Source organism: Pseudomonas taiwanensis (assembly GCF_013393345.1).
GTDB lineage: Bacteria > Pseudomonadota > Gammaproteobacteria > Pseudomonadales > Pseudomonadaceae > Metapseudomonas > Metapseudomonas resinovorans_C.
On sequence record NZ_QJRF01000064.1, the window covers coordinates 157,767 to 177,519 of the forward strand.

Consider the following 19,753-nt stretch of genomic DNA (forward strand, 5'->3'; position numbering starts at 1 on the left):
GGGCCCGTATGGACCCGTTCGTGTGTGTCGCGATTAAACCGACGCAGCCACCTTCGCATTCAGCGTCATTCCCGGTTCCGCATCGATCGCCTCCATGTCGAGGTGCGCCGTCTCCTTCAGCAGGAATGAACACACCGCCACCAGCGTCAGTGCAGCCGCACCATAGGCGGCCACGCCGAACGGGCTGCCCGTCGCGATCAGGATCGCCGTCGCCAGGCTGGACGCCGTGCCGCCGCCGAAGGCCGCGCCGATCTGGTAGGCGGCGGACATGCCGGAGTAGCGCATGGAGCGGGGGAACTGTTCGGCGAGGAAGGCCGGGATCGGACCCTGGGTGGCGCCCATCAGCGCGCCCACGACCACATAGGCGGCGCAGGCCACCGCCAGGCTGTGACGGCCGACCAGGGCGAAGAAGACGAAGAAGCCGGCGGCCATCAGCACCGAACCCAGGATCATCACCTTGCGCCGGCCCAGGCGGTCGGAGAGGGCAGCGAACAGCGGGGCGCTGATGACGATGGCGATGGACAGGGATACGTCGAAGAGCAGGGCTTCAGTGCTGCCGTAGCCCACCTCGGTGGCGTAGGCGAGGAAGAAGGTGCTGCCGATGTAGGCGATGGTCACGTAACCGAAGGCGATGCCGATGCACAGCAGCATCTCGCGGGGACGCGAACGCAGGGCGGCGACCAGGGGCAGGCGGGTGTTCTCGCTGCGTTGCAGGGGCTTGCTGGCAGGGTTCGACAGGCGTGCATAGAGGCCGATCAGTACCAGCACCCCGCCGAGCCAGAAGGGGATGCGCCAGGCGAAATCGGCGAGGTTGTCGTCGAAGGCCGCGCTGACGATGGCGAATACCGCCGAGCCGAGGATGCCGCCGATGCCGATGCCCATGCTGGTGAAGCTGCCCCAGAGGCCACGTTTGCCTGGCGGCGCGGATTCGATGCCGAACAGCGCTGCGCCACCCCATTCACCGCCCGCCGCGAAGCCCTGCACCAGGCGCAGCAGCACCAACAGGATGGGCGCGGCGACGCCGATGCTGTCGTGGCTGGGCAGGCAGCCGATGGCCAGGGTGGAGAAGCCCATCAGCAGCAGGGTGATCACCAGGGCTTTCTGCCGCCCGGCCTTGTCGCCCAGGTGGCCGAAGACCATGCCGCCCAGGGGGCGGGCGAAGAAGCCGGCACCGAAAGCGCCGAATGCCACCAGGGTAGCGGTGAGGCGGTCGAGATCAGGGAAGAACACCTGGGGGAAGACCAGGGCGGCGGCGACGCCGTAGATGACGAAGTCGTAGAACTCCAGGGCGGTGCCCATGCCGGATACGAAGAAGGTCCGAAGCGCCGATTGCGATCCCGTTGCCGGGGAGGGTTGTTTGGCCATGTGCCTTTGCTCGTCTTGTCGTTGTTGGAGGGAGCTGGCGACGGCCGGTGGCGCCGGCCGCCGATCAGGGTCAGAAGCGCACGCTGCCCGAACGGGCGAGCACGACCGGGTTGCCGGCGGCGTACTCCAGTTCGCACCGTTCGGTGTCGATGCCGATGGTGAGCAGGGTTTCCCAGCGTTCTTTCGGCGGCAGGCTCAGGTCCGGGTGGAAGCAGATTGGCGCCTGCTCGCCGGGTTCTCCGCACATGGCACTGGCGCGGGAAGCCAGGGTCGCGCCGGTCATCTGGGGCCTTTGGGCATTCACGTGGTCCAGGCGGGCGTAAGTGGTGGAGACGTCGAGGGTCCGCTCGCCGGGGACCAGTTCGGGCGCGAGGAAGTGGTTGGTGTGGGTGACCCAGCCATCCTCGTTGGGGAGCACCACGGCGGTCGCTTCGCGGGACATTTCGATGCTGGCGGCGCGGGGTGCGGTGTCCGTGTGGGAGAACACCGTCAGCACGGTGGACGCACTGACCCGTGCGGAACGGGCGAGGGCGATCGCCTCCTCGACGCTGCGGGCTTCTTCCAGCACGCGACGGGCGATGGCGTGCACCGGCACGCCGGCGCTGTCGTTGTCGCTGCCGTGGTGGAGGATGTTGAAGTGCATGCCCAGGCCGGCGCTGTTGACGCCGATCTTGCCGAGCATGCCGAACTCGGTGAACAGCTTGACCGAGAGGCCGGCGTTGCTGGTCAGCTGCAGCATCAGGCCATCAGGGACCAGCGAGTCGTGCCAGTCCCAGGTCTGGATGGTACGCGGGGCCTCTGCGCCGCGCGGGGCGTATACGGCGGTGGAGCACTCGCCTTCAGGCGGCGTCGGCATCACCGCGAGGATTTCCGTGCGCGCGTTCAGCGCTGCCAGTTGCCAGAGCGGCATCCCGGCGCCTTCGGCGGTGGCGACAATTTCCTGCGCCAGGTTCGGGCTCCAGGCTTCCAGGGCGGCGAGGCTGGCTTCACCGAGGCTGCGTACCCGTGCCGGGTCGATATCCACCTGGGAGAAGAAATCGAGGTAGAGCGATACCGTGTGCCGGATCTGCTCCGCCCACCGTTCACCGATCTGCCGGCCACGGATCTGCGGGTTCTGGGTGTCGGTGACGAAGGTATGGACTTTCACTGCGTATTACCTGTTCAGCGTTGAATGGCGGGCGTGATGCGGCCCGGAACCTCTGGTCGAAGCCCCGGGACTGGAGAAACGGAAATCAGCGGTTGCGGGTGTAAACGTCGCGGCCGGCGAACCAGGTCTTCAGCACCTGGGTGTCCCGCAGGGCTTCGGGTTCGACCTGGAATACGTCACGGTCCAGCAGGATCAGGTCGGCCTGCTTGCCGGGCGCGAGTGAGCCGATGCGGTCGTCGAGGCGAATGGCTCGCGCGGCGTTCAACGTGTAGGCCTGGAACATCGTCTCGCGGTCGATTTCCTCGGCGGCGTTGAGCACACCCTTCGGTCCCTGGCGGCTGACGGCCTGATAGATGGCTTTCCACGGCTCGGGCGTGGTGATCGGCCAGTCGCTGGCGCCGGCGATGGTGGCGCCGTTCTTCAGCAGCGAGCGCGCCGGGTACTGGTACTGGAAGGCCATCGCGCTGACGTAGGGCTGCACCAGGTCGACGCTGAGCTCGTCGGCGGTTGCCCAGTAGAGCTGCATGGAGGCGATCACATCCAGCGGCTTGAAGCGGGCGAATTCCTTCGGATTGACCATCTGCAGGTGGGTGATGGAGTGGGGAATGCCGCTGCTCCGTGCCTTGCGCGCCTGCTCGATGCCATTGAGGGACTCGCGCACCGCGCGGTCGCCGATGGCGTGCACGTGCACCAGCCAGCCCCGCGCGTCTGCCGCGTCCACCAGTTCACCGAAGTGCGCCGGGTCGATCAGCAGTTCTCCGCTCTTGCTGGAGTTCTTGTAGGGCTCCAGCATCGCTGCGCTCTGTGCCGGGTGCTCCGCCACGCCGTCGGCGAACACCTTGATGCCCGGCAGGCTGAGGTTCGGGACCCCGGCGAACTGCTGGCGCACCTTGTCCAGTTCATCCAGGTCCTTGGCGGTGGCCTTGGAGTCCGCCATCAACAGGGCGGCGACATGGGCGCTGAGCTCGCCAGATTCCGCCATGGCCTTGTAGATGGGCAGCACGCCCACCGAGCTGTTGTCGATGGGGCCACCGGGAATCTCGTTGGCCAGCGGGTCCATCCAGGCGGTGATCCCCAGGCTGTTGTAGTAGTGCAGCGCGTCGCGGGCGCCGCCCAGCAGGTCGTCCCGGGAAGGCAGCGGGATCAGCTCCTGGGCGGCGTAGAGGCCTGCGTCGACGAGGAACCCGTTGGGCTGGCCGTCTGCACGGTGGCCGATGGTGGCGAGTTCTTCACCCTTGAGGCCTTTCACCTTGGCGGCATCGATGCCGGCGCGCTTGAGCATGGCCTGGTTGGCCCAGCCGGTGTGGTAGTCCCAACCGGCGAAGAGGATCGGCGTGTTCGCCCACTCGCCGTTGTCGAAGTGCTGCGCGAAGGCGTCGAGCTGATCCCAGTAGCTGGTGGGCACACCGCCAACCACCAGGAATTCGCCGCGCTTCGCCTTGCCGTCTTCCCGCCACTGGCGCAGGCGCTGTTCCAGTTCAGCCAGGGGAATTTCCTCGCCATTGAGGTTGGCCTGACGCATTTGCAGCCCGCCCTTGATCACGTGGGCGTGGGAGTCGATGAAGCCCGGCATCAGCACCTTGCCGCCGAGGTCCAGCACCTGTGTATCCGCCTGCCTGAGCGGCAGCACCTCGGCATCGGAGCCCACGGCCACGATCTTGCCGTTCTCGATGGCGACGGCCTGCTGCAACGCCTGGCCAGACTCGGCGGTGTAGACCTTGCCGTTGTGCAGGATGAGATCGGCGGCTGCCATAGTTTCCATGGAAGAAAAGGCGAGGGCGATGGAGATCGCCAAGGGTGCAATCGGCTTCATTGTGGGATGGCCTTGATTCTTGTTGGTCTGTGGGCGAAGACTAACCAGTCGGCCAGCCCGGAATAACGCCAGGCTCGGCATAACTTCTTTTCTGAAGTGGAAATAAAATGGATCGATTGACCGCGCTGGGGATGTTCGTGGCCGCTGCCGAGCATGGCAATTTCAGCCGTGCGGCGGAGCATCTGGGCACCACGCCATCCTCGCTGACCAAGGCCATCGCGCAGCTGGAAGAAGGGCTGGGCGCCAAGCTGTTCGAGCGCACCACTCGTCGGATGTCGCTGACCGAAGCCGGGCACATCTACCTGGAAGGTGCCCGCCAGGCGCTGATGCAACTGCAGCTGGCCGGCGAAGGTGTCGAGCAGTTGCAGCACGAGCTGCGCGGCAGCCTGCGCATCACTGCGCCGCCGTCATTCGCTCCGGCCTTCCTCAACGCCGTCTGCTGCCGATTCCTTCGCGAGCATCCCCACGTTCACCTGGACGTGGACCTGTCCGACGAGTACGTCGACCTGGTGGACGGCGGCTACGACCTGGCCCTGCGCGACGGACCCACCGACCTGCCCGGCGTGATCGCCCAGCCGCTGGTGGAAAACCGCATCACCCTTTGCGCCAGCCCCGCCTACCTGTCCCGCAGGGGAGGGGACGTGAACCTCGACAACTACTTCCAGCACGACTGGCTGATCCTTCGCCATCCGCTGCTCAACCGGCATTTCTGGTGGGTGACCAGGGGCGAGCAACGCATCCGCCTCAACCAGCCGACGCCGAGGGTGTCGAGCGACAACTACGACTTCCTGCTGGCCTGCCTGCTGGACGGACAGGGCCTGCAGTTCATTCCGCAATGGAGCGCTGAACCCTATCTCGCCCGGGGCGAACTGGTGGAGGTGATGCCCGAGTATTGGCGCGAGCCCAGCGGCTTTGGTCCGCAGGTCTACGTGCTCTACCTGACCCACAGGCGCAACACGCGCAAGGTGAAGGTGTTCATCGAGTACTTGAAGGCGCATTGGCGAGGCGGCGGTGGTGAAGGACGTCTGACCGGCTCGCCCGGTTGAACAGACAGGTCGAGTTATAGCGCCGATGACACGACCTACTTGGCAAACAGCTGCCCGATATCCTTGAACGCCTTGAACTCCAGCGCGTTGCCGCACGGGTCGAAGAGGAACATCGTCGCCTGTTCGCCCACCTGGCCCTTGAAGCGGATATAGGGCTCGATCACGAACTGGGTACCCAAGGACTCCAGGCGCTTGGCCAGGGCTTCCCACTGCGACCATTCCAGCACCACGCCAAAGTGCGGCACGGGCACATCGTGGCCATCCACCGCGTTGGTGTGGGCGTGATTCTGCGAGTCGGTCTTCGGGTGTTCGTGGATCACCAACTGGTGCCCGAAGAAATTGAAGTCCACCCAGTGGCTGCTGGAGCGGCCTTCCTCCAGGCCGAACACGTCACCGTAGAAGGCGCGGGCGGCGGCAAGGTCGTACACGGGAATCGCCAGGTGGAAGGGGGAAAGGTTCATCGAAGGCTCCGGCGGCTGGTCTTTGGAGGCTTCAATCTTCGATTCGAATCCGTTGGGGTGAAAGCGAATAAGGCCTTCGCTCAGCCCAAAGGATTCTTATGCTTGCAGCTTGTCCCTGAGGTTGCTTGCCATCGCATCCACGTAGCTGCAGGCTGACGGCTGAATGACCTTGCGGAACAGCTCGACCTGCGGCACTGCCTTGTTGGCGTAGCGGCACACCAGCACGATCTCCCGCGTGAAGGCCCTGTCGCCAAGCGCGTGCACCCGCGCCGTGGAGCTGCCGCGCGACCAGATTCCGGCAAAGGGAATGATGGCCACTCCCAGCCCGGTTTCCACCATGCGCACGATGGCATCCAGGTCATCCAGCTCCATCACCTGGTTCACCGGCAGCTTGTGGTCCTTGAGGAACCGGCCCACCAGTCGCCCGCCGAACGACTTGCTGTCGTAGCGGATGAAGGGGTGGCGTTCGAGCATCTCGGCGATGCCGTCGAAGTGAGTGCCCGGTGGATGGATCAGCACGAAGGGCTCTTCCAGCACCGTCTCCATGTGCATGTCCTTGGCGAGCGGGAAAGGCGGCTTGATGATTAGCGCCAGGTCCAGGTCGCCGGCCTCCACCTGGCCGAGCAGGTCGCGTGATACGCCAGGGATCAGCCGAGCCTCCAGCAGCGGTGCGGCCTCCTTGAGGCGCTTGAGGGTTTCCGGCAGGACGCCGGTCTGCACTGTGCCAATGGCGCCGATATTCAACGCCCCCCGGTACCCCTCCAGGGTTTCCGGCAGGCACATGCGGGCATACAGCTCCAGCATTTCCTCCGCCAGCGGTAGCACCCGCTGCCCATTGGCGTTGAGGCTGACCGACTTGGCGGTGCGGTCGAAGAGCTGCATGCCGAGTGCATCTTCCAGGCTCTTCATCTGTGCGCTGACTGCTGCCTGGGTCAGGCTCACCTGCCGCGCGGCCGCAGAAAAGCTGCCAAGCCTGGCCACCGCCACGAATGTCCTGAGTTCTCTGATCACCGCAGGTTACCTACCCTGGAACTGGTGCGGTCATGCTACCGAAGATGCAGGCGTATGTAGGCTGGGAAGCGCATTTCTTTCCACCTATTCGGTGTGCGAGTGGGAGCGATTTCAATCGCGAATGAATTCGCTCCCACGAAAAAAGCCTCCAGGACACACACCCTGTGGGGGCGATTTCAATCGCCAAGTGCGGCGCAGCTGCCCCAACGGATCAACAGGCCGAGCCAGCGGTCCGGTCAGCGAATGAATTCGCCCCCACAAGGTCGGTGGCTATCGTTGGGCTTCGCTGCGCTCTGACCAACCGACAAGGCGATATGCGTTTCGTAGGATGGGTTGAGGCACGAAACCCATCAGGCGGAGTGGCGGGGGAATCGGACCGTTGGGCTTCGCTGCGCTCTGACCAACCTACGGGGCGTCGTGGGGTTTCTGTGCCAGGCGTTCGCGGCAGAAGTCGACGAACAACTGCGCGGGCTTGGTGAGCTGGCTGCGTTTGAGGCGGGCGGCAACCAGTCCGGAGGTGGCGACGGGTTCGGTGATGTCGACGGTGACGACTTTCTTGCCGTCGTAGGTGCATTCCGAATGGGGGCGGGTCACCAGCAGGGAGAAACCGAAACCCTGGCCGACCATGCCGCGCACCATCTCGATGGACGGCGAGCTGAAGACGATATTGGGCGTCAGGCCCAGCTCGTGGAACAGGCTGACGAAGTAGGTCCGGCTCGGCTGCACATCCAGCAGGATCATCGGCTCCAGGCAGAGATCGCGCAGGGAAACCTGGGCCTGCTTGGCGAAGCGGTGGTTCTCCGGCAGCAGGGCGTAGGGCTTCTGCGGCGGCATCAGCGGTTCGGTGGCGATGGTGCTGTCCAGGTCGTGCTCGTAGAGGAAGGCGAGGTCGAAGGTACCGGCGGTCAGGCCTTGTACCAGTTCCTGCTGCTCGCCGTCGCGGATGCGGATGTCCACGCCCGGATACTGCTCACGAAAACCGGCGATCAGTTGCGGCAGGTAGAGCGGGGCAACCGTTTCGAAGCAGCCGATGTCGATCTGCCCGGCGACGATGTCGTTGTCGGCGAGGGCGTTCTGCTCGAACTCGCGGGCCACCCGCAGCAGCTCCTGGGCCTTTTCGTAGAAACGCGTGCCGCTGGGTGTCAGGGATACACCCTGGGCGTGATGGCGGATGAATAGCTGCACGCCGAAGCTCTCTTCCAGGCCCTTGATGGCGGTGGAGATGGACGGCTGGGCGATGTACAGCTTGCGCGAGGCTTCGGCCACGCTGCCGGCCTCCACCGTCGTCACGAAATACTTGAGTTGTCGCAAGGTATAGGTAGCCACGGGCACCTCTGTTGTTGGCCGCCTGCGCACGCGCGGGGTGGCTCTCTGTGCTTGTCGTTATGGGGTGAACCTTACCCCAGACGGCACCTGCGAGGCCGCTTGGGCTGCCGAGTTTTTTCATATGACTCGAGCATATTTTTAATAATTTTCCTCTGCCGGAAGCTGGCGCACCATCTGCCTCGACCCGAATAACAAACCGACCGCACAGACGGTCGATCTGGGAGTGCAGCGTGTTCGATCTCGGCTATTGGCAGCAGAAAGCTGCCCGGCAAGCATTCAACGACAAGGCGCTGATCGGTGGCCGTCAGGTGGCGGCCGCTTCCGGCGCAACCTTCGACTCGATCAACCCGGCCACCAACCAGTTGCTGGCCCGCGTCGCCGCCTGCGGCGAGGCCGAGGTGGACCTGGCGGTCGCCACGGCGCGCCGCGCCTTCAATGAAGGCCCCTGGGCACGCATGGCTCCGGTGGAGCGCAAGAAGGTGCTGCTGCGCCTCGCCGAGTTGATGATGGCTCACCGCGAGGAATTGGCCCTGCTGGATTCCCTGAACATGGGCAAGCCAGTGATGGACGCCTACAACATCGACGTACCGGGCGCCGCCCATGTGTTCGCCTGGTACGGCGAAGCCCTGGACAAGCTCTACGATCAGGTAGCGCCCACCGCCCCCAATGCGCTGGCTACCATCACCCGCGAAGCGCTGGGCGTGATCGCCGCCGTGGTGCCCTGGAACTTCCCTCTCGACATGGCCGCCTGGAAGCTCGCCCCGGCCCTGGCCGCCGGCAACAGCGTGGTACTGAAACCTGCCGAGCAGTCGCCGTTCTCGGCTCTGCGCCTGGCCGAGCTGGCCTTGGAAGCCGGGCTGCCGGAAGGCGTGCTGAACGTGGTGCCGGGCCTGGGCGAGAGCGCCGGCAAGGCCCTTGGCCTGCACCCGGATGCGGATTGCCTGGTGTTCACCGGTTCCACCCAGGTGGGTAAATACTTCATGCAGTACTCGGCCCAGTCCAACCTCAAGCAGGTCTGGCTGGAATGCGGTGGCAAGAGTCCGAACCTGATCTTCGAGGATTGCCGCGACCTGGACCTGGCCGCCGAGAAAGCCGCGTTCGGCATCTTCTTCAATCAGGGCGAGGTCTGCTCGGCCAACTCGCGCCTCTACGTGCAACGTTCCATTCGCGACGAGTTCATCGAACGCCTGTTGGCCAAGGCCCGCGACTGGATGCCGGGTGATCCGCTGGACCCGGCCAGCCGCGCCGGCGCCATAGTCGACGCCGGGCAGACCGCGCGCGTCATGGCCTTCATCGAAGGCGCACAGGGCGAGGGCGCACAACTGCTCGCCGGTGGCCGTCGCCTGACCTTCAACGGCTCCAGCAACTTCGTCGAACCCACCGTCTTCGCCGACGTGCACAGCGACATGCAGCTGGCGCGGGAAGAGGTGTTCGGGCCGGTGCTGGCCGTCAGTACCTTCGATACCGAAGAAGAGGCATTGCGCCTGGCCAACGACAGCGTCTACGGCCTGGCCGCTTCGGTATGGAGCGATGACCTGCATCGCGCCCACAGGGTCGCCCGCGCGCTCAAGGCGGGAACGGTGTCGGTGAACACGGTGGACGCTCTGGACGTCACCGTGCCCTTCGGCGGCGGCAAGCAGTCCGGCTTCGGCCGCGACCTCTCGCTGCATTCCTTCGACAAGTACAGCCAGCTGAAGACCACTTGGTTCCAGCTGCGCTGAGGTCGCACTGACGACCCGGCTGCGTGCTCCTACGGCGCGCGGCCGCCCACAACAAGAAATCCAATCCCGTGCGTGGTGCACGCATGGGCTCTGGCCTTCTGGCCACGACTGCCTCAGCAACTGATCACAACTTACAAGTAGTGAGGGAGTTTCCATGCTCAAGTCCTTCCCGTGCATCCGTGCCACCCTCGGTTTCGCTCTGTTGGCCACTGCCAGCGTGCCGGCCCTGGCCCAGTCCTCCAGCCTCACCGTGATTTCCTTCGGCGGCGCCACCAAGGCCGCTCAGGATGCGGCCTATTTCAAACCCTTCGAACAAAGCGGCGCCGGCAAGGTGGTGGCCGGCGAGTACAACGGCGAGCTGTCCAAGGTGAAAGCCATGGTGGACATCGGCCAGGTCACCTGGGACGTGGTGGAAGTGGAAAGCCCCGAACTGTTGCGCGGTTGCGAAGAGGGCCTGTTCGAACGCATGGACCCGGCCGTGCTCGGCGAATCGGCGAGCTACATGCCCGGCACCGTCAGCGAGTGCGGCGTGGCCAGCTACGTCTGGTCCATGGTGCTGGCCTACAACTCGGACAAGCTGGCCAGTGCGCCCAGTTCCTGGGCGGACTTCTGGGATACCCAGCGCTTCCCTGGCAAGCGCGGCCTGCGCAAGGGCGCCAAGTACACCCTGGAAGCGGCGCTGCTGGCCGACGGGGTGAAGCGTGAAGACCTCTATAAAGTCCTGGAAACCCCGGATGGCGTGACGCGTGCCTTCCGCAAGCTGGATGAGATCAAGCCGCACATCCAGTGGTGGGAGGCCGGCGCGCAGCCGCCGCAGTGGCTGGTGGCCGGCGATGTGGTGATGTCCGCCGCCTACAACGGTCGCATCGCCGCCGCCCAGAAGGAGGGTTCGAAGCTCGCCATCGTCTGGAACGGCAACCTCTACGACCCGGACCACTGGGCCATCGTCCGCGGTAGCCCGAACAAGGCGCTTGCCGAACGCTTCATCGCCTTCGCCAGCCAGGCGCAGACGCAACAGGCGTTCTCCAGCCAGATCCCTTACGGCCCGGTCCACAAGGACGCTCTGGCCGCCTTGCCCGCCGCCACCCAGGCGCAGTTGCCCACCGCGCCGGCCAACCTGGCCGATGCGCAACTGGTCAGCGCCGAGTTCTGGGTCAACCACGGCGAAGAGCTGGAAGAGCGCTTCAACGCCTGGGCGGCACGCTGAAATTCGCGTCCCTTGGCCGCCGCGCACGGCGGCCGAGAGCGGCGTGACTGACGGGGACGGCGCAGCCGTATCCCGTACTACCAGGCCCGCCGGCTTCCACGGCCAGGCGGGCGAATAACAAATACAAGATTGGAGAGTGTCATGAGTGCAAGTGTGTCCGTTCCTGCCCATGCGCAGGCGGAAGCTGGCGGTTTCCGCCGTGTGCTGGGTCTGGGAGCGCTGCTGTCCGTTGCCATCGGCCTGGTGGTGAGCCAGGGTGTGATGGTGCTGATGCTGCAGGGCGCCGGTTTCTCCGGGTTGGGCTTCATCGTGCCGCTGGGCCTGGCCTATCTGTTGGCCCTCAGCTATGCGTTTTCCTTCTCCGAACTGTCGTTGATGATTCCTCGCGCTGGCGGCCTGTCCAGCTACACCGAAGTTGCGCTGGGCCACTTCCCGGCCATCCTGGCCACATTCTCCGGCTACGTAGTGGTCGCCATGTTTGCGCTGTCGGCCGAACTCCTGCTGCTTGACCTGATCGTCGGCAAGGTCTACCCGGGCGTGTTCCCTCCCTTCAGCGTCGCCTTCGGTGTCCTCGGTCTGTTCACTGTCCTCAACCTCATGGGCATCGACATCTTCGCCAAGCTGCAGACCGCGCTGGCGGTGGTGATGGTCTTCGTGCTGCTGTTGCTGGGCATTGCCGCCATCGTCGAGGGTGCGCCGAGCGAAACCGCCAGCACCGTGATCCAGGGTGACTGGAACCCCATGGGCGCCGGTGTGCTGACCCTCACCGCACTGGCTGTGTGGGGCTTCGTCGGCGCCGAGTTCGTCTGCCCGCTGGTGGAAGAGACCAAACGGCCAGAGCGCAATATCCCGCGCTCGATGATCATCGGCCTCACGGTGATCTTCCTCACCATCGGCCTCTACTGCCTGGGCGCGCTGTTCATGGTGCCGCAGGAGGCACTGACCACCGACGCGCTGCCACACTACCTGTTCGCCACCACCGTGTTCGGCAAGGCCGGCGAGCTGTTCCTGGTGATCGCTTCGGTGACCGCCACCTTCAGTACCCTGAACTCTTCGCTCGCGTCGATTCCGCGCATGCTCTACGGCATGGCGCAGAACGGTCAGGCCTTCCCGATCCTCAAGCGCCTGAGCCCGCGTGCCCGTACCCCCTGGGTGTCGGTGCTGTTCGTGTCGGCCATCACCGGCCTGCCGATCCTGGTGTTGGGGCAGGACGCCGCTTCGGTCAATCTGTTGCTGTTGGCCGCCGCGCTGGCCTGGCTGCTGGCCTACATCATCGTCCACCTGGATGTGATCGCCCTGCGTCGCCGCTACCCGGCAATTACCCGTCCGTTCAAGACCCCGTTCTATCCGCTGCCGCAGCTCTTCGGCATCGCCGGAATGCTCTACGCCATCTGGTACGCCTCGCCAAGCCCGGACATGACCGGGAAGATCTTCGGCATCGCCGGCGTGGTGCTGGGGCTGGTGTCGCTGATCGCCGTGGTCTGGATCAAGGTCGTGATGCGCAAGGACCTGTTCCGTCCCGAACCCCTGGAGCAGGTCGCCGGCGACGCGGCTGACCGCTGATTGTTCAATCCGGGGTGTGCCACGCCCCGACCTCACCCGGCGTCTTGCCGGGCCTTGCCCGCCGTGCGCTCCGCGCCGGTACGCGCGGCGGGCAGGGCAGTTTTTTCGTATAGCGCGAAGACATATTTAGTATTTTCCCTGGCCAGCGCCTTCAGCCAGCATCGGTACCACTGAATACCGGGACGAGGAGACCCCTAACAATGAACGCTCAATTCCAAGCCCAACGCGAAACCCGTGACTACCAGGCAGCAGATGCGGCCCACCACATCCATGCCTTCCTCGACCAGAAGGCGCTGAACGCCGAAGGGCCGCGGGTGATCGTTGGCGGCGAGCGCCTCCACCTCTGGGACAACGACGGCAAGCGTTACCTCGATGGCATGTCCGGCCTCTGGTGCACCAACCTCGGCTACGGCCGCAAGGACCTCACCGCCGCCGCTACCCGCCAGCTGGAGCAGCTGCCGTACTACAACATGTTCTTCCACACCACCCACCCGGCGGTCGTGGAACTGTCGGAACTGCTGTTCAGCCTGCTGCCGGGCCACTACAGCCACGCCATCTACACCAACTCCGGCTCCGAGGCGAACGAGGTGCTGATCCGCACCGTGCGCCGCTACTGGCAGATCCTCGGCAAGCCCGAGAAGAAGATCATGATCGGCCGCTGGAACGGCTACCACGGCTCCACCCTGGGCGCCACGGCGCTTGGCGGGATGAAGTTCATGCACGAAATGGGCGGCATGCTGCCGGACATCGCGCACATCGACGAGCCTTACTATTTCGCCAACGGCGGCGACCTGACGCCGGAAGAGTTCGGCCTGCGCGCCGCCCGACAGTTGGAGGAGAAAATCCTCGAACTGGGCGCCGACAAGGTTGCCGCGTTCGTCGCCGAGCCCTTCCAGGGTGCGGGCGGTATGATCTTCCCGCCGGAAACCTACTGGCCGGAAATCCAGCGCATCTGCCGCAAGTACGACGTGTTGCTGTGCGCCGATGAAGTGATCGGTGGATTCGGCCGTACCGGCGAGTGGTTCGCCCACCAGCACTTCGGCTTCGAGCCGGACACCCTGTCCATCGCCAAGGGCCTGACTTCCGGCTACATCCCCATGGGTGGCCTGATCCTCAGCAAGCGCATGGCTGAAGCCCTGGTGGAGCAGGGTGGTGTGTTCGCCCACGGCCTGACCTACTCCGGCCACCCGGTGGCGGCAGCCGTGGCCATCGCCAACCTCAAGGCGCTGCGCGATGAGGGCGTGGTCACCCAGGTGAAGACCGATACCGGCCCGTACCTGCAACAGTGCCTGCGCGAAGTGTTCGGCAATCATCCGCTGGTGGGGGATATCCAGGGAGCCGGCCTCGTCGCCGCCCTGCAGTTCGCCGAAGACAAGGCCACCCGCAAGCGCTTCGAGAACGAGAACGACATCGCCTGGCGTTGCCGCACCATCGGCTTCGAGGAAGGCCTGATCATCCGCTCCACCCTCGGCCGCATGATCATGGCGCCGGCGCTGGTAGCCACTCGCGGCGAGATCGACGAGCTGGTGAGCAAGACGAAAATCGCGGTGGATCGCACCGCGCAGGAACTGGGACGCCTCTAAGTCCCTGTCGACTGCCCCGGTCCGGATCTGGACCGGGGCAGCCATTCCCGGATCTGCGCTGACGACGGCGGTGCTTCGGTTTGCTCCGGACTGCCGGGGCGGCGCTCATCCCCAAGAAACGAGTGCGAGACCTGGCATGCACAACAATGACAATCCGCAGGCTCCGGCGCTGGAACTGAGTACGATCCAGCCGATCTCCGCCGAGGAGCGCCATGGGCGCCCACGGGACCTGTTCACCATCTGGTTCGGCTGCAACCTGATCCTGTTGACCGTAATCACCGGCGCCCTCGCGGTGACCGTGTTCAAACTACCCTTCTTTTCCGCACTGGCGGCGCTGGTGCTGGGCAACCTGGTGGGGGGCGTGTTCATGGCCCTGCACTCGGCTCAGGGGCCACAACTTGGCGTGCCCCAGATGGTGCAGACCCGTGGCCAGTTCGGCTCCTTCGGCTCCCTGCTGGTGGTGGCCCTCGTCGTCGTGATGTACCTCGGCTTCTTCGCCTCGAACCTGGTGCTGGGTGGCCAGTCGCTGCACGGTCGTTTCCCGGCCGTCGACACCAACGTAGGCATCCTCCTGGTGGGCTTCATCAGCCTGGTGGCGGCGTCGGTAGGCTATCGCCTGATCCACGCCTACACCCGCGTCATGACCTACCTTTCCGGCGCGGTATTGTTGCTTGCCTTCGCCTGGCTGGTGTTCGGCCACGGCCTACCGGCGGACTTCCTTGAGCGCAATGAGACCTCCCTGGCCGGATTCCTCGGCACCCTGTCGGTGGCTGCGCTCTGGCAACTGGCCTATGCGCCCTACGTGTCCGACTACTCCCGTTACCTGCCGGAAGCCACGGGTTCGCGTAGCGCCTTCTGGTCCAGTTATTGGGGCTGCTGCCTGGGTTCCCTGCTGCCCATGCTGCTGGGGGTGATGGTGGCGCTGAGCATCGACGGCGATGACGTGGTGGGCGGCCTGATCGAGGCCACCGGCGGCCTCAGCGCTTTGCTGGTGGCGGTGCTCTCTATCGGCATCGCTGCTACCAACGCCATGAACCTGTACTGCGGTGCCCTGTCCACCATCACCGTGGGGCAGACCCTGGTGCCGTCCTGGTCGGCCGGGGCCGGCGCACGCATCCTCATCTCGCTGATCCTGTTCTCGGGCTCCCTGGCGTTGGCGCTGCTGGGGCAGGACGACTTCATGGTCAACTACACCAACTTCATTCTCCTGCTGCTGTACGTTCTGGTGCCCTGGAGCGCCATCAACCTGGTGGACTACTACCTGGTGGCCCACGGTCGCTACGACCTGCCGTCGTTCTTCCGTCGTGATGGTGGCCTCTACGGTCGCTGCAACTGGACGGCGGTCAACTGCTACGTGCTCGGCATCATCGTGCAGATCCCCTTCATGTCCACTGCCCTCTATACCGGCCCGGTGGCGCGCGCCATGGACGGTGCCGATATTTCCTGGATCGTTGGCCTGGGTGTGATCTCACCGGTCTACTACCTGGCCTGCCGCCTCGGCGGTCGGACCCGTGCCCTGGCCCAGACTGCAAAAGGAGCTGCCTGATGACCCGTCGTAGCGGATTCTTCTTCGACGAGCGCTGTTTCTGGCACGCCGCCGGGCTGCATAGCCTGGTGCTGCCGGTGGGGGGCTGGCTGCAGCCGCCAAGCGGTTCCGGTCATGCCGAATCGCCAGAAACCAAGCGCCGGCTGAAGAGCCTGATGGACGTGTCCGGACTGAGTGATCGCCTGGTGCTATCCAGCGCGCCGATGGCGGCCGAGGACGACCTGCTACGGGTCCATCCGGCCCAGTACCTGGAACGCTTCAAGGCCATGAGCGACGCTGGCCACGGCGAGCTGGGCGAGGAGGCTGCCGTCGGGTCGGGTACCTATGAAATCGCCCGGCAGTCAGCGGGACTGGCCATCGCCGCCGTAGATGCCGTACTGCGTGGCGAACTGGACAACGCCTATGCCCTGTCGCGCCCGCCGGGACACCACTGCCTGGCGGATCGCGGCATGGGGTTCTGCTACCTGGCGAACATCGCTATCGCCGTGGAAACCGCCAAGGCCCGCCACGGTGTCGGCCGGGTGGCGGTACTGGACTGGGATGTACACCACGGCAACGGAACCCAATCGATCTTCTACGGCCGCGACGATGTGCTGACCCTGTCGATCCACCAGGACAACTGCTTCCCTGTCGGACAGGGCGCAGCGGAGGAGCGGGGCACGGGCGCCGGGCTTGGTTACAACCTCAACCTGCCGTTGTTCCCGGGCAGCGGCGACGATGCCTACCGCTATGCCATGGAGCGGGTGATCGTGCCGGCGCTGGAACGTTTCGAACCGGAGTTGATAGTGGTCGCCTGCGGTTTCGACGCCAACGGCGTGGACCCGCTGGCGCGGATGTTGTTGCACAGCGAATCGTTCCGCGCCATGACGGCCATTTTGCGGGAGGCGGCCGACCGCCTTTGTGGCGGGCGGCTGGTGCTGGTGCACGAAGGGGGCTATGCGGAGGCCTACGTACCGTTCTGCGGCCATGCGGTAATCGAAGAGTTGGCCGGGGTGCGGACGGCAGTCGAAGACCCCTTCCTGCCGATGCTGGAAGGGCAGCAGCCCAATGCCGAATTCCGTACGTTCCAGCGCCAGGCGATCGACCGGATGGCGGCAGCGTTGCTGAACTGAAAACACATCGCGGTGGTAACCGCCGCGCGGAAGTCGGGGCTGTTTCCAGCCCCGCTACGGACTGCCGGCTACCAGGGCCGGCGGTCCGTGACCACAGCTGCAAGGCAGTGTTACGGCGCCCGGGATTGCTGCCCGCGCGCCGTTTTTTTTTTGCCCGCATTCTTTGTACGACCAACTTCCTGTGGGGGCGAATTCATTCGCCATGGGCTGCGAAGCAGCCCCAATGGACGGTCCAGGGCAGGATTAAGTGTTGCAAGTAGCTGCTTTGCCCGTAGGAGCTGGCTTGCCAGCGAATGGCCCCTTTTCGCTAGCAAGCTAGCTCCTACAAGGCTCCTGGACCGACGGTTCTGGCAACAGCTAACGCAGACAATGAATTCGCCCCTACAAGTGCCGCGACGAATGGTTAACGGAGGTATATTGTGCTCGTAATATTACGAGTGTAATTTAAGCCCATCGCTTGGAACCCCAAGCCCTTTCCCCGGAGACAGAACCATGAGCGAACAGAAGCACCAAGGCGTTGCCCTGATCACTGGCGCATCCACCGGCATCGGCGCCACCTATGCCAAGCGCCTGGCCGAACGGGGCCATGACCTGCTGCTGGTCGCCCGTGACCAGGGACGTCTGGAGGAGCTGGCCGCCACGCTGCGCGAAACCGCCGGCGTGAAGGTGGAAGTGCTGAAGGCCGACCTGACCGACCGGGCTGACCTGAGCCGTGTGGCCCAGCGCCTGCGCAGCGATGCCGCCATCAGCGTGCTGGTGAACAACGCCGGCGTGGCCGTCAGCGGCAGCCTGCTGGACACCGACCTCGACCGCTTCGATGCGATGATCCAGCTCAACGTAGTGGCCGTGACCCACCTGGCCGCCGCCGCTGCCGCCAACTTCGTCGCCCAGGGGCGCGGCACCGTCATCAACATCGCCTCTGTGCTGGCGCTGGCGCCGGAAATGTTCAACGGCACCTACAGCGGCACCAAGGCGTTCGTGCTCAATCTCAGCCAGTCGCTGAATGCGGAAGTGAAGGACAAGGGCGTTCGCGTGCAAGTGGTGCTGCCAGGCGCGACCCGCACCGAAATCTGGGAACGCTCGGGCACCGGCATCGAGAACATCCCGCAGGAAATCCTCATGGACGTGGGCGAAATGGTCGACGCTGCATTGGCCGGCCTGGACCAGGGCGAACTGGTGACCATTCCCTCACTGCCGGACAAGGAAGACTGGGACCGCTTCACCGCAGCCCGTTTCCATATGGCACCGAACCTGTCGCGCTCTTCGGCGGCGGCTCGTTACAAGGCGTGATCGGGGCCAGACGACAAAAGGCCGGGCAATTGCCCGGCCTTTTTTTTCGCGAATGAATTCGCTCCCACAGGCAGTCCAGAGAACGGAGCCAGTGGTGTGATTTCCCGCAACATCGTGGTGATGGGTTTCGTTCCTCTACCCATCCTACGGGATGGGGGTTTGTAGGATGGGTAGAGCGGAGCGAAACCCATGCGGTCGGATCGATGGGTTTCGTTCTACTGCAGGGCACCGTGCAAGTGAAATCAGGCAAACACGAAGTACTTGCGCACCGTCTCCACCACTTCCCAGGTGCCTTTCATGCCCGGCTCGATCACGAACACGTCGCCGGCCTTCAGGTGCTTGGGCTCCTCGCCTTCGGGCGTGATGATGCAGTAGCCATCCAGGAAGTGGCAGTACTCCCACTTCTCGTAGTTCACCTCGAACTTGCCGGGGGTGCAGATCCAGGTGCCCATGATCTTGCTGCCGTCCTGGGACAGGTAGGCGTTGAGATTCACGGTGTGTGGGTCGCCGCCGATGCGCTTCCACTTGGTGGCATCCAGCACGGGGGTAGGGCAGGTTTCGCGCAGAACGGTGATGAAGTCGGACATTTCAGCTCCAAACGATCTGATAAAAGGCCCGTCACCATAGGTCTAACGACTTGTCGGGAGTTGTCTGGATTCGACCTCGAAGTGCCTGTGAACGCGCCGGCAGAGTGGGCAAAAGGACGCTAACGTGAATCCAGGGGACCGATATACCGGCCTCAGGCGGCGGCCCGTGTCGGGTTGCCTTGGCAGTAGCCCGTGGGGCGTGTGCGCTCCATGAGGAGGTGCTCTCATGAACACCCAGTGGTTCAGGCACGACAACGGCGACGCGAAAGGCAGTTTCGACAAGTGGTGGGATACCTACGGCGAGTGGTTCGACTCCCAGGACCAACTGCTCAGCGGCGAAAGCGGTATCCAGCGGCTGCACGCGCCCGATGGCCATGTGCTTTACAGCAAGCGGCAGATCAACCACTTCCACCGCGATCTGACTCACCCTTTCGGTGAACCGACCATCCTCCACGAGGCAAAGGCCCTGCAGGCACTGAATCAACTCGGCATCCGCGTGCCTCGGGTGGTGTTCAGCGGCGCACGCAAGACTGAAACCGAGTCCCAGGCGCTGCTGGTCACCGAGGGCCTGGACGACTTCGTCAGCCTGGATGAGTGGTATGCCCAGCCGATTTCCGCCGGGCTTCGCCAGCAGATGATCCAGCAACTCGCCAACACCGTCGCGCGCATGCACCGCGCGGGCTGGGAACATGGCCGCCTGTACCCGAAGAACATCTTCGTGAAGGTCACCGGCGAGCGGGAGAAGAAGGTGGAAGTGGCCTTGCTCGGACTGGCCCGGAGCAACCATCGACTGACGGCCTACAGCGCCGCGAAGCACGACTACGAACAGTTCAAGGAGCATCACAAGCCGATGCCGGACGAAGACTGGAAAGCCTTCGCCGCGACCTATCGGGATGTGATGGAAAGCGACTACGTGCCGTAGTTCGGCATTTCGCGAATGAATTCGCCCCCACAGGAAGCGCGCAGGCTTTCAGG

At 64.6% G+C, this 19,753-nt stretch carries 16 protein-coding genes; 9 read left to right on the forward strand and 7 right to left on the reverse strand.

Features of this window, described 5'->3' with window-relative positions; translation table 11 throughout:
* Nucleotides 1–33: 33 nt before the first annotated feature.
* From DM872_RS17720 to DM872_RS17730, 3 genes are all read right to left on the reverse strand, one after another.
* Nucleotides 34–1,365, reverse strand: a complete 1,332-nt coding sequence (locus tag DM872_RS17720; protein ID WP_179060695.1) for an MFS transporter — start codon at nucleotides 1,363–1,365, stop codon at nucleotides 34–36.
* 70 nt (nucleotides 1,366–1,435) lie between these two features.
* A complete protein-coding gene (locus DM872_RS17725; RefSeq protein ID WP_179060696.1) occupies nucleotides 1,436–2,512 on the reverse strand; it encodes a C45 family autoproteolytic acyltransferase/hydolase in 1,077 nt (358 codons plus the stop codon).
* Nucleotides 2,513–2,597: 85 nt separating this feature from the next.
* Complete coding sequence (locus DM872_RS17730) at nucleotides 2,598–4,325, reverse strand: amidohydrolase (protein ID WP_179060697.1); 1,728 nt, start codon at nucleotides 4,323–4,325, stop codon at nucleotides 2,598–2,600.
* A gap of 107 nt (nucleotides 4,326–4,432) precedes the next feature.
* Between DM872_RS17730 and DM872_RS17735 the strand changes: the two genes are divergently transcribed.
* On the forward strand, nucleotides 4,433–5,371 hold the full coding sequence (locus DM872_RS17735; protein WP_179060698.1) for a LysR family transcriptional regulator: 939 nt from the start codon (nucleotides 4,433–4,435) through the stop codon (nucleotides 5,369–5,371).
* A gap of 35 nt (nucleotides 5,372–5,406) precedes the next feature.
* Here DM872_RS17735 and DM872_RS17740 read toward each other — a convergent pair whose 3' ends face one another.
* The 3 genes from DM872_RS17740 to DM872_RS17750 all read right to left on the reverse strand — a co-directional run bounded on the left by DM872_RS17740 (nucleotide 5,407) and on the right by DM872_RS17750 (nucleotide 8,169).
* Nucleotides 5,407–5,832: a VOC family protein gene (locus tag DM872_RS17740; protein ID WP_179060699.1), complete on the reverse strand. Its 426-nt coding sequence runs from the start codon at nucleotides 5,830–5,832 to the stop codon at nucleotides 5,407–5,409.
* Between the two features lie 96 nt (nucleotides 5,833–5,928).
* A complete protein-coding gene (locus tag DM872_RS17745) occupies nucleotides 5,929–6,843 on the reverse strand; it encodes a LysR family transcriptional regulator (RefSeq protein WP_179060700.1) in 915 nt (304 codons plus the stop codon).
* A 405-nt stretch (nucleotides 6,844–7,248) separates the two neighbouring features.
* Entirely contained in the window at nucleotides 7,249–8,169 is a 921-nt protein-coding gene (locus DM872_RS17750; RefSeq protein WP_179060701.1) for a LysR family transcriptional regulator, read from the reverse strand.
* A 230-nt stretch (nucleotides 8,170–8,399) separates the two neighbouring features.
* Here DM872_RS17750 and DM872_RS17755 point away from each other — a divergent pair, with 230 nt between their 5' ends.
* The 7 genes from DM872_RS17755 to DM872_RS17785 all read left to right on the forward strand — a co-directional run bounded on the left by DM872_RS17755 (nucleotide 8,400) and on the right by DM872_RS17785 (nucleotide 18,191).
* Nucleotides 8,400–9,890, forward strand: a complete 1,491-nt coding sequence (locus DM872_RS17755) for an aldehyde dehydrogenase (protein ID WP_179060702.1) — start codon at nucleotides 8,400–8,402, stop codon at nucleotides 9,888–9,890.
* A 154-nt stretch (nucleotides 9,891–10,044) separates the two neighbouring features.
* On the forward strand, nucleotides 10,045–11,097 hold the full coding sequence (locus DM872_RS17760; protein WP_179060703.1) for an ABC transporter substrate-binding protein: 1,053 nt from the start codon (nucleotides 10,045–10,047) through the stop codon (nucleotides 11,095–11,097).
* A gap of 141 nt (nucleotides 11,098–11,238) precedes the next feature.
* Complete coding sequence (locus tag DM872_RS17765) at nucleotides 11,239–12,660, forward strand: APC family permease (protein ID WP_179060704.1); 1,422 nt, start codon at nucleotides 11,239–11,241, stop codon at nucleotides 12,658–12,660.
* A 200-nt stretch (nucleotides 12,661–12,860) separates the two neighbouring features.
* On the forward strand, nucleotides 12,861–14,243 hold the full coding sequence (locus DM872_RS17770) for an aspartate aminotransferase family protein (RefSeq protein ID WP_179060705.1): 1,383 nt from the start codon (nucleotides 12,861–12,863) through the stop codon (nucleotides 14,241–14,243).
* A gap of 136 nt (nucleotides 14,244–14,379) precedes the next feature.
* On the forward strand, nucleotides 14,380–15,789 hold the full coding sequence (locus DM872_RS17775; RefSeq protein WP_179060706.1) for a purine-cytosine permease family protein: 1,410 nt from the start codon (nucleotides 14,380–14,382) through the stop codon (nucleotides 15,787–15,789).
* Nucleotides 15,789–16,901, forward strand: a complete 1,113-nt coding sequence (locus DM872_RS17780) for a class II histone deacetylase (protein WP_179060707.1) — start codon at nucleotides 15,789–15,791, stop codon at nucleotides 16,899–16,901. Before DM872_RS17775 ends, DM872_RS17780 begins: the two co-directional genes overlap by 1 nt.
* Nucleotides 16,902–17,393: 492 nt before the next feature.
* Entirely contained in the window at nucleotides 17,394–18,191 is a 798-nt protein-coding gene (locus DM872_RS17785) for an SDR family NAD(P)-dependent oxidoreductase (protein ID WP_179060708.1), read from the forward strand.
* A 242-nt stretch (nucleotides 18,192–18,433) separates the two neighbouring features.
* Here the strand turns inward: DM872_RS17785 and DM872_RS17790 are convergent, their stop codons facing one another.
* Nucleotides 18,434–18,778 (reverse strand): cupin domain-containing protein, encoded by a 345-nt coding sequence (locus tag DM872_RS17790; RefSeq protein ID WP_077523605.1) that lies wholly within the window; start codon nucleotides 18,776–18,778, stop codon nucleotides 18,434–18,436.
* 226 nt (nucleotides 18,779–19,004) lie between these two features.
* Here DM872_RS17790 and DM872_RS17795 point away from each other — a divergent pair, with 226 nt between their 5' ends.
* Nucleotides 19,005–19,700 carry a lipopolysaccharide kinase InaA family protein gene (locus DM872_RS17795; RefSeq protein ID WP_179060709.1) on the forward strand — a complete coding sequence of 232 codons (696 nt, stop codon included), beginning with the start codon at nucleotides 19,005–19,007 and terminating at the stop codon, nucleotides 19,698–19,700.
* Nucleotides 19,701–19,753 lie beyond the last annotated feature (53 nt).